Raw genomic sequence first — 13,966 nt, 5'->3', positions numbered from 1 at the left:
GAAAGAAACGTAAACGGAGCTAATTTATGAGCGCAATTGAAGTCAAAGTACCGGATATCGGTGATTTCAAAGAAGTGGAAGTCATTGAGCTGATGGTCAAAGTCGGCGATACCATCAAAGTAGATCAATCACTGATCACCGTCGAATCTGACAAAGCCAGTATGGAAATTCCGTCCAGTCACGCAGGTGTGGTGACTGAGATTAAAGTAAAAATTGGCGATAAAGTTGCCGAAGGTTCTTTGCTGGTCATCGTTGAAGCTAGCGGCGCTGCAGCACCAGCACCAGCACCAGCACCAGCGCCAGCGGCACCAGTTGCCGCAGCGCCTACACCAACCGCACCAGCACCGGCAGCGCCAGTCGCTGTTGCGGCGCCAGCAGCAGTCGTTTCTGCACCAGTAGCAACGGCCAGCGCAGGTAAAGCACATGCATCACCTTCTATCCGTAAATTTGCGCGTGAATTAGGTGTCGATCTGACTCGCGTAGCAGGTTCCGGTCAAAAAGGTCGTATTACCCAAGAAGACGTACAAAGCTTTGTCAAAGGCATCATGGCAGGTAGCACAGCAGTTGCTGCTGTGGCTGCGCCAGTGGCTAAAAATGGTAGCGGTGTTGGTCTTGATCTGTTGCCATGGCCATCGCTGGATTTCAGCAAATTCGGTACGACCGAATTGTTACCTTTGTCACGCATCAAAAAACTCAGCGGCCCGAATTTGCATCGCAATTGGGTCATGATTCCGCATGTGACGCAATTCGATGAAGCCGATATTACTGACCTCGAAGAGTTCCGTAAATCGTCTAACGAAGCCCTGGTCAAATCTGGCGTTAAATTAACCATGTTGGCATTTGTGATCAAAGCCAGCGTTGCTGCTCTGAAGAAATTCAAAGCCTTCAATGCTTCACTTGACGCGACTGGTGAAAACTTGATCTTGAAGCAGTATTACAACATCGGTTTTGCAGCAGATACACCAAATGGTCTGGTGGTTCCTGTCATCAAAAATGCTGATCAAAAAACCTTGTCGCAAATCGCTGTTGAAATGGGGGAATTGTCCGCGCAAGCGCGTGACGGCAAGCTCAAGCCAGCCGATATGCAAGGCGCGACGTTTACAATTTCTTCTTTGGGTGGCATTGGTGGTACCGCATTTACACCAATTATTAATGCACCTGAAGTGGCGATTTTGGGCTTGTCCAAATCCAGCATGAAACCAGTCTGGGACGGCAAACAATTCGTACCACGTCTGATGTTGCCACTGTCCTTGTCCTACGATCACCGCGTGATCGATGGCGCGATGGCTGCGAAATTTACTGCGTATCTGGCTGATGTTCTGGCTGATCTGCGTAAAACCCTGCTGTGATTGGAGAGCATGCGATGAGTACAGTTGAAGTCAAAGTCCCGGATATCGGTGATTTTAAAGAAGTTGAAGTCATTGAATTGTTGGTCAAAGTCGGCGATACGATCAAAGTTGATCAGTCTTTGGTGACCGTCGAATCCGACAAAGCAAGTATGGAAATCCCGTCCAGCCACGCCGGCGTGATCAAAGAACTGCGTGTCAAACTTGGTGACAAAATCGCTGAAGGCAGCTTGTTGTTGATCGTGGAAGCAGAGGGCGGCGCTGCTGCACCTGCACCTGCTCCAGTAGCGGCGGTAGCTCCAGCGGCAGTCGCTGCGGTAGCACCTGCGGCTGTGGTAGTTGCCACTCCGGTAGTGGTGGGCATCGTAGAAGTCAAAGTACCAGATATCGGCGATTTCAAAGAAGTGGAAGTCATTGAATTGATGGTCAAAGTTGGCGATACCATCAAAGTAGATCAATCACTGATCACCGTTGAATCTGACAAAGCTAGTATGGAAATTCCATCCAGCCATGCAGGTATGGTCAAAGAAGTGAAAGTCAAAGTCGGTGATAAAGTGGCTGAAGGTTCTTTGCTGTTGTTGGTAGAAGCAGCGGGTGTTGTAGCATCGTCTGCTCCTGCGGCCACAACCGCTCCTGCAACCGCTGCTCCCGCTTCTGCGGCAAGCGCGCCAGTTGTGCCAGTTGTGCCAGCCCCAGTGGCGTCTGGCTACACTGGTCAGGTGGATATGGAATGCGACATGATGGTCTTGGGTGCGGGTCCTGGCGGCTATTCAGCCGCGTTCCGCTCTGCTGATCTGGGATTGAATACCGTACTGGTAGAAAAATATTCGACACTCGGTGGCGTTTGCCTGAACGTTGGTTGCATTCCATCGAAAGCACTGTTGCACGTTGCTGCGGTCATTGATGAGACATCGCACATGGAAGCGCTGGGCGTGAGCTTTGCGAAGCCAACGATTGATATCGACAAATTGCGCGGTTACAAAGAAAGCGTCATCAAAAAAATGACAACGGGCTTAGCTGGTATGGCAAAAGCACGTAAAGTCAATATCGTTCAAGGTGTTGGTCAGTTCCTCAGCCCTTATCATATCGAAGTGACCGCCGCCGACGGCACCAAGAAGGTTGTGCAATTCAAACAGGCGATCATCGCAGCGGGTTCTTCTGTCGTGAACTTGCCGTTTGTTCCAGCTGATCCACGTATTGTTGACAGTACAGGCGCATTGGAATTACGTCAGGTACCAAAACGCATGCTGGTCATCGGTGGCGGCATTATTGGTCTGGAAATGGCGACGGTCTATTCCACACTCGGTGCGCGTATTGATGTCGTCGAAATGATGGATGGCCTGATGCAAGGCGCTGACCGTGATATGGTCAAGGTCTGGCAGAAGTTCAACGAAAAACGTTTTGACAACATCATGTTGAAAACTAAAACGGTTGGCGTTGAAGCACTCCCAGAAGGCATCAAAGTCACTTTTGCAGCTGCTGTCGAAGGCGAAACAGCACCTGCACCACAATTGTATGATCTGGTGTTGGTGGCAGTCGGCCGCAGCCCGAACGGTAAAAAAATCGCCGCTGACAAAGCAGGTGTGGCCGTGACTGACCGTGGATTCATCAATGTCGACAAACAAATGCGTACGAATGTGCCGCATATTTTTGCGATCGGCGATTTGGTCGGACAACCCATGCTGGCGCACAAAGCCGTGCATGAGGCGCACGTGGCGGCCGAAGCAGCAGCGGGCGAAAAAGCCTACTTCGATGCATCTGTCATCCCATCCGTTGCTTACACTGACCCAGAAGTGGCATGGGTAGGCGTGACCGAAGATGAAGCCAAAGCCAAGGGCTTAAAAGTCGAAAAAGGCTTGTTCCCATGGATGGCGTCCGGACGTGCGGTGGCGAACGGCCGTGATGAAGGTTTCACGAAGTTGATTTTTGATGCGGAAACCAAACGCATCGTCGGTGGCGGTATCGTCGGTACCCACGCCGGTGACATGATCGGTGAAATTGCTCTGGCAATCGAGATGGGCGCTGATGCCGTGGACATCGGTAAAACGATCCACCCGCATCCAACCTTGGGTGAATCCATCGGTATGGCAGCGGAAGTCTACAAAGGCGTCTGCACGGATTTGCCGCCGCAGCGTAAGAAGTAAGCTAAGCTAAGCTAAGCTAAGCGTTCAGCAACAAAAAACCGCGATAAAGGTCGCGGTTTTTTTATTTGAACACTGTTAATCCGAGGTGTTTTTAAAAAACTCAACGATTGTTTAAAGACGCTTTTGTATTAACAATCTCATTCAATAATTCAGATGGCACAGTCTGACCAGACGCACTGATTTGACGTATTGTTTCATGCAGCAGTTGCATTCGCACAATTTTTAAGACAACGATCGCAATCACCGAAACGATAGGGATCATCAAAGCAATAATAGGAATCAGGACAGGCGATAGATCTGACAATGAATTCATGATAAGTTTTCCAAATTAAGTTAGTTAGCGCCGGGCAGATTTATTTATCCAATGTTCCCAATTAATGAAGTCATTCATTACGATCACATTATCTTTTGATTATGATAATAAAAATGCTTAGAGTCAATAATTATAGTAGTGCGGGTGTAACTCACTAAATCAGCGTATCAATGTCCTGCTTTGCGCACCTCCGTAACCAAGGTCGGTAAATCCCAGGCACCGCCAGGAGCGACCAATTTGCACATGCCAGAGGTAGATGCGGATGTTGGCACAAATTTTTTGCCATCCCAGGTCCAGGTGCCGGAGCTCCAGCAATCTCCGAGGCCGCGTCCTTTTTGCGCGAAGCTGATTTTGCCGTCCGCATAATCGCTGGCGTCGGTTGTAAGCAATTCAGCAGAGTAGGGCGCTTTATCGTCCACTACCCAATAGGCAACACCTTGGTTATATGCTGCCATCCAGCAGGTGGTAGAAATGAGCACGCTATGTGAACTTAGTCTGTTTATCGATAAACTATCTTCTTTGAAGCGTTTTTCAGTGATATCACTACAGTCATCTTCTTTGATGCTTGCCAGAAGCGCTGCCTGCAGGGCTTTGATTTTTAATAGTTTCGTATCATCAGGCTTATTTGCAAGTACGGGGGCGGCAAGTACAATTGGCGTAGCAATTGCTGGTGCGACTTTATCCTCGGTTAATGTGCCTTTTTTGTAGAGCGCGCCAGTGGTGCCTATTCGTTTTTGAAATTCGTCCATTTTCAGCAGCACTGCCGCCGCACCTTTGTCTGACAATTTCCAGCTTGTCTTGCCGGTGCTCCAGACAATCTCACTATCTTGATGCAAAGCAGTGATCAGCGCGTCTGTCTGTTGCTGATTTAATCTGGTTTCCAGATTACTTTTATCAATGTTCAGGGTTCCCAGCACTTGCTGGTTGACGCGCATCGATACTTTGAATTTGGACGGAAGTTTTTGTAGTGCTTCGTTGTCGCCGTATTCGCCTATTTTTAGCGTGGCGATGACTGCTTGACTCGGACCAGCCTGACGCGTGAGTAGCACGGAAACCGCCATGTCGTCGCCATCTGCATTATATCCAGCAGCTCTGCAGGTACGCGTGTTGTCACAGGCAAGTTCCCAATCGTTATGTGAAAAACTTACACCTTGTGGTTCTGCTGCGAGCGAGGCCGTACTCATGATGATGCACGTGATGCAGGAAAGTAGTGGTAAAGCTATGCGAAGTTGATTCATATGATTTTGAAGTGGCTTTGATAGGTTTAGGCTGAATAATTTCTAAATAAAAATTTCCGCGAAACATCGGCAACGAGCCGGGGGTGGTTATTGAAAAAAAGAATTGATTTAACCATGATACGCATAGAAGCTTCAACAACTGCGATCAAATTACTTTCAAGCGTGTTTTCTTTTGTTTGAAATTTTCAGATACAAGTGGCAAAACAAAGACGGACAATGCCGCCTTCATTCGTTTCATTCTTGTGCTAAAAAAGAAGAGAAAAAGTTAACATAGCGATTATTTTGAACAATCCCAATTGCGCACATAGGTTGGTGTTTCAACAGTGATTCCATCGTCGGCCACTGGTGTTGTTTGCAACTGCGTCAGCGGTAAAACTCCCGCCCATACCGGAATACTGACATCTTCCGCATCGTCTACAGGGCCGCCGGTGCGAACTTTTGCAGCCACTTCATCAAGCGCAATGCGCAACACGCTGGTGGCCGCAAATTCTTTGTCATTCCCCGGGCGAACCTCGTTACCCCGTCCCGAAGCCAATTTGTTCATAAAAACATCTAAGGCTGTACGTTTGTCTGCTTCATTCGACACTCTTTCGAAGCTGCCGTAAATCGCGACAGACCGGTAATTCATGGAATGATTGAATGCGGAGCGCGCGAGAACCAGTCCGTCAAGGTGGGTAATAGTGACACAGACCTGCGTGCCACCGGAGAGTAACTTCACTAATCGTCCACCGTTAGAACCATGTATATAAAGATGGTTATCTTCGCGCCAGCAGGCCATGGGAATGCAGTGCGTTCCTTTTTCGTCGACGAATGCAATATGACACAGGTAGGCCGAGTCAATGATGGCGTATGCCGTGTCACGTTCATAATTGGCCAGTTCCGCAACGCGACGGACTCTGGTGCGATCAGTGGAGGGCATTTGAGCTTGAGTAGTCATTATTAATTTTTGTGGGGGAGATAAAGATGCGGAATATAATGCATATATGGCTCCATAAATAGACCCATATATATTGAAATTTTTAGAGCCACAATAGGGTTGTCATCAAATGGACTACGCATTACTTTTTACGGATTTCTCAAAAAATCACTGCGGTTGGTCGCAACAACGTTTATTGCATGAGTGCCTGAGGTCAGCGATAAAGACTGGCAAACTCAACAGCGGCACTCGCATGCTCGCGACCAGACAACTGGCATCAGACCTGGGAATCGCACGTAATACAGTGTTGTATGCATATGAGCAGTTAGCGACCGAGGGGTATGTACGTTCCGACCGCCGTGGCACTTTCGTTGCTGACATCAAGCTTGCTAAAGTACGAGATGAACATGTGTCGCAGCTTTTGCATCCGGGTTTATCGCAACGAGCGCAGGTTCTGCCATCAAGACAGCCTGAAACTTCACTGACTGCAGCATTTACTCCCGGAATACCGTCGCTAGTTGATTTTCCAATCCATCTGTGGCGGCGACTCCTTGAACGAGCCTGGAGTTCAACAACAGCAACACAATTAAATTACGGCGATGCCGCTGGAGAGCCACTTTTGCGGGCAGCAATTGCAGATCATTTGCGCGCTTCGCGTGGTGTTATTTGCGAGCCATCGCAGGTATTTATTACCGACGGCACTCAAAGCAGCCTCGACTTATGTGCGCATGCGTTTGCTGACAAGGGTGATGTAGTCTGGATGGAAAGTCCGGGTTACCGGGGGGCTTTAAATGCATTTCATGCAGCCGAATTACGGATACACCCGATTGCAGTTGATTTGGATGGTATCGCACCATCAGAAGACGATTGGCATAAATCGTCGCCCAAGCTCATTTACGTTACACCATCGCATCAATTTCCGTTGGGTGGCGTATTAACACTTGAACGTCGTATCGCACTCATAGAACAAGCGAGAACAGCGGGTGCATTGCTCATTGAGGATGATTACGACAGTGAGTTCCGGCACGACGGTCCTCCACTGCCGGCGATGCAGGGGCTCATGCCGAATGCGCCGGTGATTTACCTTGGCACGTTTAGTAAAACAATGTTCCCGGCGTTGCGGATCGGGTTCATGATTGTTCCTCAAGGATTTGTAGCCGCGATCAATGATTTAGTGTCTCAATCAGTGTCACGTGGTCGAACTGCCGATCAATTGGCGTTGGCAGATTTTTTAAGCAGCGGGCAGTTTGCTAGGCACTTACGCCGCATGCGACGCCTTTACCGGCAAAGACGCGATGGCATGAATGCGGCGCTGGAGCGTCATACTCGCGCTTTCGGCAAGGTATATGGCACATCTTCTGGCATGCATCTTGTTTTGGCTTTGGACGAATCGATATCGGACATGAAAGTCAGCGCAAACGCACTGGAGCAAGGTATTGTGGCGCATGCTCTGAGCGCCCATGTTATTGGGGAAGTCAAAGCGATCAGGAACGGCCTGGTGTTAGGCTATGCACAAGTACCCATTCAGCAAATAGACGAGGCCGTCAGGAAATTGAGCAAAATCATAAAAGACGCAAAAAGCTTTTGATTTTTTTTCGCCTTGTTTCGTTTTGGCGGAAATGATTGTCACGACATTGAGCACTTTCATGGATAAATTTTTAGGGTAAGTGCAATCCGCCAAATCCACCCGGATGTAATGACTACGCGGCTTACACCCTCCCTGCAGGGATTGAAAATCGTTCTTGATTGAAGTCTGAGCTGGCGTAAAAAAAGGCGAACAACGCCGCCTTTTTTTGCTTGCTTGTTTCAATGCCGTGATACTTAACCGTTCAACACTTTCATACTCGCTTCCGGATAACGTGCACCTGCCACAGCGTCAGGCGGGAAGATGTCGTTCAGCGCTTGTAAATCTTTGGCGGATAATTTCAGATTGAGTGCGCCCCAGTTTTCTTCGAGGTAGCGACGGCGTTTGGTGCCCGGGATAGGGACGATATGCGGGTCCTGTGCCAGTACCCATGCCAAAGCCAGTTGTGATGCACTGCAACCGTAGTCTTTCGCAAGTTGTTCTACTTTGTACACCAGTTGTAAGTTCTTATTGAAATTCTCTCCCTGAAAACGTGGGCTGAAGCGGCGATAGTCGTCTTCGGCAAATTGCTCAGGGCTGGTCAAAGCACCAGTTAAGAAACCACGACCCAGTGGACTATAAGGTACAAAACCGATACCCAGACGGCGGCAGGTTGCCAGCACATCTTGTTCCGGATCGCGGGTCCATAGCGAGTATTCGCTTTGAATGGCCGTGATAGGGTGGACTTGATGGGCGCGTTCTATAGTGGCAGCCGCAGGTTCAGACAAGCCGATATAGCGAATTTTACCTGCCTTGACCAAATCTGCCATTGCTCCAACGCTTTCTTCAATCGGAGTATTCGGATCGATACGGTGTTGATAGTACAAATCGATATGATCAACGCCAAGACGCTTGAGGCTACCTTCGACGGATTGCTTGATGTAATCCGGGCTGCCATTGATGCCGCGTGCAGAAGGATTGCTCAGATCGCGAACGATGCCAAATTTGGTCGCGATAAAGACCTGATCGCGTTTGCCTTTGATGGCTTTGCCCAATAATTCTTCGTTGGTGTATGGGCCATACATATCCGCTGTATCGAATAGGGTGATTCCCAATTCGATGGCGCGATGGATGGTGGCGATGGATTCAGCATCATCGCGGTTGGCGTAGAAATCACTCATTCCCATACAGCCAAGACCCAGTGTAGAAACGACTGGGCCGTTAGCGCCCAGGCGTCGAGTGCTTCCTGTTTCAGGTGTGTGCGTTTGCGTGTTGTTGACTGCTTGCATGTTGAATTTCCTCTTTCGATGAAGTCAGATGAGTACCGGTGGAAGCTTGCAATTCTTCGTACATCACGATTTTTTTGTGCAGTACGTCGAGATTGCCTTGCAATTCCGCGATGGTTTCTTCCACGCTGCGCGTATGCTGTTCCAGCAAGGCTTTGCGTGCAGCCACACTAGCGGGCGTATTGCCCTGACGACGCAGTTCTGCGTAACGCAACATATCGCGTACCGGTAAGCCGGTACGCCGAAGCTTGAGCAAAAACTCTATCCAGCGGATATCGTCTTCACGAAACAGTCGATGCGTATTGTCGCGCCGTGTCACCGGATCAAGTAAGCCTACACGCTCGTAATAGCGAAGCGTATGGACACTTAAACCAGTAGCGGCGGATGCTTGTTGTATCGTCATTGATGTGGTCATGGTTCGCAGTCTAGAAGTTGGAGTGCACTCTAAGTCAAGACCATTATTGTTCATTTTTTGAATATTTTCCAAGAAAATGAAATTGAGTCAAAACCGATTGAAATGGTATTAAATTATGTTAGTTTCTTTGGTGTAACATCAAAAATTGGTAAGAATGAGACTGTTTTCTACCAGTGAGCCTTAAGTGATGCTAAATTGGAGTCAATCTTTTAATAAAAATCGGCTATTAACATTTTGTTGCAGGATATTTGTCCAGTAAGGAAATATCACAGTCAGGCGACGAGTGGTATAGCCGCAAGGGCAATTTGATGTAAATCTTATCGTAAAAAAGTTGAGCTCAGGTTTTAAATCACGGAGCCCTGCATAATAGGTTAGCAGCCTCCAGTGGTCGTCGTTCATAGTTTGCCATTGCTGTCAGTTTCACCGTCTTGATTTTTGCAACTCTGCTGTGCAATTTAACGGGAGCGTCAGAATGAATACACCCAATTTCTCAGAAAAATTTAGTTGCCCAGAATTTTTGGCGATGGAACGCACCATTATCGATGACTTCGTCGATTGCACACGTGAATGCTGTGCCGAGGTCGAAATTTGTGTCAAAGCACTCAATAAGCAAGGCGGGCCAGAGTATATTCATCGCATGTTTCGCTCTATGCATTCCTTGAAGGGGAATTGCCAGATGGTCGGTTTGGGGCCGTTGAATGCTTTATTGCACCGGATAGAAGAAGTTTTCTCTCGTGCGCGTGCGCACCCTGAGCAATATATTCCGGAACTTGGTGAGTTTTTACTGCTGGCAACCGATGAAATCGAAGAGTTGTTATCTGAATTAATCGCCAACGGCGAAGCAGATGAAGTCAAGCGAAAAAGACTTTATGATGTTTGCGAGACGCTACAAAAAAATACAGCCAATGGACTGAGTGCCGGCGTATTTAAAGATGCAATAGCTAGTCTTGGCGGCCGTGTTTTTGATAAGAGTGCCACACTAAAAAATTTGAAAATTGAATTGACGCTCCCAGAGGATCTGACCTTAATGCGCTCTTTGGCGGCTCATCTCGATAAACTCAGTATTTTTAGAAAAAATCGCAGTGAACAAACGTTGGAATTGGTGAATTCTTTGAATGAAGCAATGGGCTTCCCGGCGGATAAAAAACAATTAGAAGCCGCTGCATGGATGCATGATGTAGGCATGAGTCTGATACCGCAGGTTATTTTCAACAAAGAAGGAAATTTATCTAAGGAAGAACAAAAGATTTTACAAGAGCATGTGCAATTAGGCAGTCAGCTTTTGCTGCGCTTTGGCGGTTGGGACGATGCTGCACGGATGGTACTTGATCATCATGAGTTTTTTGATGGTTCCGGTTATCCCAATGGCACTGTAGGAAATGATATTCATCCCGGAGCACGTATGTTGGCGATCGTTGACACGTTTTGTTCCATTACTACTGAACGCTCAGATCGTGGCTATAAAAAAAGCTTGATGCAGGCGATTTCAGAAATTAACGCCAATATCCACGTGCAATTTGATCCCCAGATGGTAACGACTTTTAATGATGTAGTACGAAATTTAATGATGAAACAGTAGGACTAGTCAAAATCGCTTTGGCATCGCTAGTGCTTTTTTACTTAGCGTGAGGTACCTTCATCGTCATTCGGTAGTTGGATAATTTTTCTAGCACTTGTTAAGCAAAAAATGGAACATGCCTCAAACATGTTCCATTTTTTTGGGGGAAAGCGGGGGAAAGCTTAAGGTGATTAACGCAAACCAGTCACATTCGCATCTTTAGGGTAACTGATGGTGTAGTCTGCGCCAAGCTTGATTTGCTGACCAGGGTTGAGTTTCATTTCCCAGGAAATAATTCCCGGTTGTTTGTGCCAGCTTTGTTGTATCGGAGCGGGGCTAAACTGGCTGCTGACCTTGATATCTTCATTTTCTGGCTTCGGTGTTGGTTCGACTACCTCCAGTTTTACTGCAGTTTTATGTTGGTTCGTTATGTGGTAATTGTGAGCGATTTTTTTCTCAATGCGGCTGCCGATAAAGCCTTTTGTACTTGCTTCTTTTTGCTCAGGTTCAACTTCGACCTGCACCATATTGTCTCGACCAAAGAATAGTTCAACTTTTTCTTCGCTGCCGAAACGTAATTGATTTTGGCCGATGAAATCACCGTCTCTGAACAATTGCAGATTGCCAGCAGGCCATGAACCTGCGGGTCGCGTGGCCTCAGCTAACAAATAGGCTTGCGCTTCTTGTTGCGGCTGGATACGTACGCGCAGGTCCGCATCAATCAATTGGGAACCTAAGGCATAGCCTATTTTTTTGCCATTTCCTGTCAGGCTGACTTTTCCTGGCACTCCAAATTCAGCAGCGTATTCACCTTGGAAAACGCTGACATCAAAACTAACTGCAGGGCTTGAAGCTTCCGGGCGAACGTTAGAAATTGCGGTGGTAAATTTAGCTTGTGGCTGACTTCTATAGGCAACTTCAGGTGGTGGGATAAAAGCTGGTGGTGGCGCTGCAATATCAAGCACCCATGGTGATGGCGGGTAGATTTTGTTTGCTTGATTCGGTTGCACTGTGGATAGCTTCAAATTCACATCATTCCAGTCTTCACCGCTGCTCTGTGCGACTTGCGCATGCCGCTCAAGTTTGACTTGCCCCTTGCTGCTGTTCAGGTAAGCACGATAAACGGGGGTCCAACCAGCTTGCGTCATCCGATATGACACATGTAGCTCAGCTTCTTGTTGCGCCGCCACGCGGATGGTGACTTTTCTGATTTGTGGATTGGCTTGAACCTGGGTGTTTAATTCTGCGCGTAACGGGGTCAGTAATTTGTCAATTTCTTCAATGCGACGTTGCGCCTGATGCTGGCGCTGCAACGTATCCTGACCATTTTTTCGTAACAGTTCTATGGTCGTATTCATCGGGCTGGTACTGGCTTGTCGCTCTGTGCCAACATTTTTCAAATAGCCTAAGACAAAATCTTGTGCACCCGCTTCGCTAGCAATCGCCGCACGTTGTTCTTCCAGATCATGAATCCGTTTGTCCAAGGCGGTATTGGCACATTCTGGTGCCCGTCCACGATCAAGGGTCTCGACACTGATGTCGCCAACCTGGATACCATTGTCTGCGTGAACGGATAATGAATCGGTGTCAAAGCGGGCGGACAAGCAATTCAGTACCAGCTCTTTCATTCCTGCATTTACTTTGGCGACACGCTCGACGGTTGCACCACCTGGGTACACTAAAACATTACTGATGTTAGACGGCGTAGCCGATTGCCCCAGACACAACTGTGGCAGCACTGCACTGAGGGTAAGCAAAGACTTTCGCATGGTTTTTCCTAAAAACAGATCGTATGAGGTCGTAAGATTGGAGCGCGGTAGCTTTGCCAGTATCGCAGAGTTTGCAATAAAACAAAATATCTTCCAGGACGCTTCAAAGACACTTGATTGATCAACTTCTCAAAAAGCCCATGTCGCAGATGTATAAAAAATCTTATTTTGTGGAATCTGTGCAAACACAGCAGTCGCGGGTCCGCCATAGATACGAATCCCTGCATCAATGTGCCAACGATCACCCTGCCAGTCTATGCTGGCACTGGTCGCATGACCTTTGTCCTCTGGTGTGTAGAGGGTATCGATGGCCGTTTCCCATGCACCGTTTTTTTTGCTCCAGCGCGCAAACAAATTTTTTCTTCGTAGATTATTGGCGGCAGCGAGCAAGTTGCTTTGCCACGCGAGGTTATAGGCGACGGGTGTTTGCAGCGATGGCATTGCGCTGGCTAATTGTCCTAAAGCCAGATTACGTTGATTCCATTGCACCCATTGAGCACTTGACGGAGCCGCACCATCCCACCAGGCTTCGACGATAAAGCTGTGCTGATCCTCCGTTGTATATGTCATTCCTATTGCCGCTTGTTGTATGTTGTTGGTGAGCGGCGCTTGCCACGGCGATGTTCTGGCGAGCAATGCCGGAGGAGGTACCAAGGTCAACATCGCCATTTTTTGGCTATAACGGTAAGACGCATGCAATTCCAGCGATTCAGTAGCGACCCAGGCGGCAGCACTACCCAGGCTGGTACCAGTTTCCTGACCATATCGGGCAAAACCGTACATATCCAGACTTCCGGCATGATGGTAAGCCCTTGCTACAAAGGCTTGTTCAACCGATGCATCAACACTTGAAGAGTGGTCCGGATTGACCCATACCAAAGCCAGAGAGCTATCGGCATTAAAATATTCTGCCATGGCGACGGGTCTGCCGATCAGGGTACTGGTGATAAATGTCTGACGTTTCTCTTGCTGGATCATGTCGTTGGGACGAAATCCATAGGCGACATCCCAACTGATAATTTTTTTACCGATACTAAATTGCCATTCATTTTTACCCCAGCCGGTATAGAGCTCATTAAGCCATCCGGTAGCGTTGGTACGACCCTGATCAACAGCTTGTCCTTGCAATGTGGCAATTGCAGTGACGCCGCGCGTGCTGGCATGTAATTCTGCCTCAACACTGGCATCGTTGTTATATTCAGGTATCAGACCTGGCACAAATTGATTTGCTTTGGATACTGGGTCGTGGATATTATTTTCTGTGGACGTCCAAAGATTGCGTATTTGTCCGCTGAACTGAAAATCGTCTGCAAGGGCGCTGTTGCTCAGCGCCATATTGGCGAGCAAAGACAGTATGAATGCCAACCCCCGCAAGCCGGGACGTTTTAAAAACTTAGCTGTTGCGGCACTATGCATG

Annotated in this window: 11 protein-coding genes; 4 read left to right on the top strand and 7 right to left on the bottom strand. The window is 48.1% G+C overall.

All coding sequences use genetic code 11. The features are described 5' to 3' along the window. Nucleotides 1-26 precede the first annotated feature (26 nt). Entirely contained in the window at nt 27-1,349 is a 1,323-nt protein-coding gene (aceF, locus tag H8K32_RS10895) for a dihydrolipoyllysine-residue acetyltransferase (protein WP_186912529.1), read from the top strand. Nucleotides 1,350-1,363: 14 nt separating this feature from the next. Next, nucleotides 1,364-3,490 carry a dihydrolipoyl dehydrogenase gene (gene lpdA / locus H8K32_RS10890; RefSeq protein ID WP_186912528.1) on the top strand — a complete coding sequence of 709 codons (2,127 nt, stop codon included), beginning with the start codon at nt 1,364-1,366 and terminating at the stop codon, nt 3,488-3,490. A gap of 100 nt (nt 3,491-3,590) precedes the next feature. On the opposite strand, the gene H8K32_RS10885 is transcribed toward lpdA, so the two are convergent. The 3 genes from H8K32_RS10885 to H8K32_RS10875 all read right to left on the bottom strand — a co-directional run bounded on the left by H8K32_RS10885 (nt 3,591) and on the right by H8K32_RS10875 (nt 5,978). Then, entirely contained in the window at nt 3,591-3,803 is a 213-nt protein-coding gene (locus H8K32_RS10885) for a hypothetical protein (RefSeq protein ID WP_186912527.1), read from the bottom strand. 167 nt (nt 3,804-3,970) lie between these two features. Further along, a complete protein-coding gene (locus H8K32_RS10880; protein WP_186912526.1) occupies nt 3,971-4,987 on the bottom strand; it encodes a DUF1176 domain-containing protein in 1,017 nt (338 codons plus the stop codon). Nucleotides 4,988-5,318: 331 nt separating this feature from the next. Continuing rightward, on the bottom strand, nt 5,319-5,978 hold the full coding sequence (locus H8K32_RS10875; protein WP_186912525.1) for a pyridoxamine 5'-phosphate oxidase family protein: 660 nt from the start codon (nt 5,976-5,978) through the stop codon (nt 5,319-5,321). 109 nt (nt 5,979-6,087) lie between these two features. On the opposite strand from H8K32_RS10875, the gene pdxR reads away from it, so the two are divergent. Then, complete coding sequence (gene pdxR, locus H8K32_RS10870; RefSeq protein WP_186912524.1) at nt 6,088-7,545, top strand: MocR-like pyridoxine biosynthesis transcription factor PdxR; 1,458 nt, start codon at nt 6,088-6,090, stop codon at nt 7,543-7,545. A gap of 233 nt (nt 7,546-7,778) precedes the next feature. On the opposite strand, the gene H8K32_RS10865 is transcribed toward pdxR, so the two are convergent. Together H8K32_RS10865 and H8K32_RS10860 are read right to left on the bottom strand one after the other, a co-directional pair. Next, on the bottom strand, nt 7,779-8,810 hold the full coding sequence (locus H8K32_RS10865) for an aldo/keto reductase (RefSeq protein WP_186912523.1): 1,032 nt from the start codon (nt 8,808-8,810) through the stop codon (nt 7,779-7,781). Next, entirely contained in the window at nt 8,773-9,222 is a 450-nt protein-coding gene (locus tag H8K32_RS10860) for a MerR family transcriptional regulator (RefSeq protein ID WP_186912522.1), read from the bottom strand. The genes H8K32_RS10865 and H8K32_RS10860 overlap by 38 nt, the downstream gene beginning before the upstream one ends. Nucleotides 9,223-9,694: 472 nt before the next feature. On the opposite strand from H8K32_RS10860, the gene H8K32_RS10855 reads away from it, so the two are divergent. Then, on the top strand, nt 9,695-10,801 hold the full coding sequence (locus H8K32_RS10855) for an HD domain-containing phosphohydrolase (protein ID WP_186912521.1): 1,107 nt from the start codon (nt 9,695-9,697) through the stop codon (nt 10,799-10,801). Between the two features lie 170 nt (nt 10,802-10,971). On the opposite strand, the gene H8K32_RS10850 is transcribed toward H8K32_RS10855, so the two are convergent. Together H8K32_RS10850 and H8K32_RS10845 are read right to left on the bottom strand one after the other, a co-directional pair. Then, nucleotides 10,972-12,549 carry a DUF4139 domain-containing protein gene (locus H8K32_RS10850; RefSeq protein ID WP_186912520.1) on the bottom strand — a complete coding sequence of 526 codons (1,578 nt, stop codon included), beginning with the start codon at nt 12,547-12,549 and terminating at the stop codon, nt 10,972-10,974. Nucleotides 12,550-12,678: 129 nt separating this feature from the next. Then, on the bottom strand, nt 12,679-13,965 hold the full coding sequence (locus H8K32_RS10845) for a hypothetical protein (RefSeq protein WP_186912519.1): 1,287 nt from the start codon (nt 13,963-13,965) through the stop codon (nt 12,679-12,681). Nucleotide 13,966 lies beyond the last annotated feature (1 nt).

Origin of the sequence: Cognatundibacterium jejuense (genome assembly GCF_014284255.1) — a bacterium.
Taxonomy (GTDB): Bacteria; Pseudomonadota; Gammaproteobacteria; order Burkholderiales; family Burkholderiaceae_D; genus Undibacterium; species Undibacterium jejuense.
The sequence above is the reverse complement of the archived record's forward strand: the minus strand, read 5'-3'. Positions and strand labels throughout refer to the sequence as shown.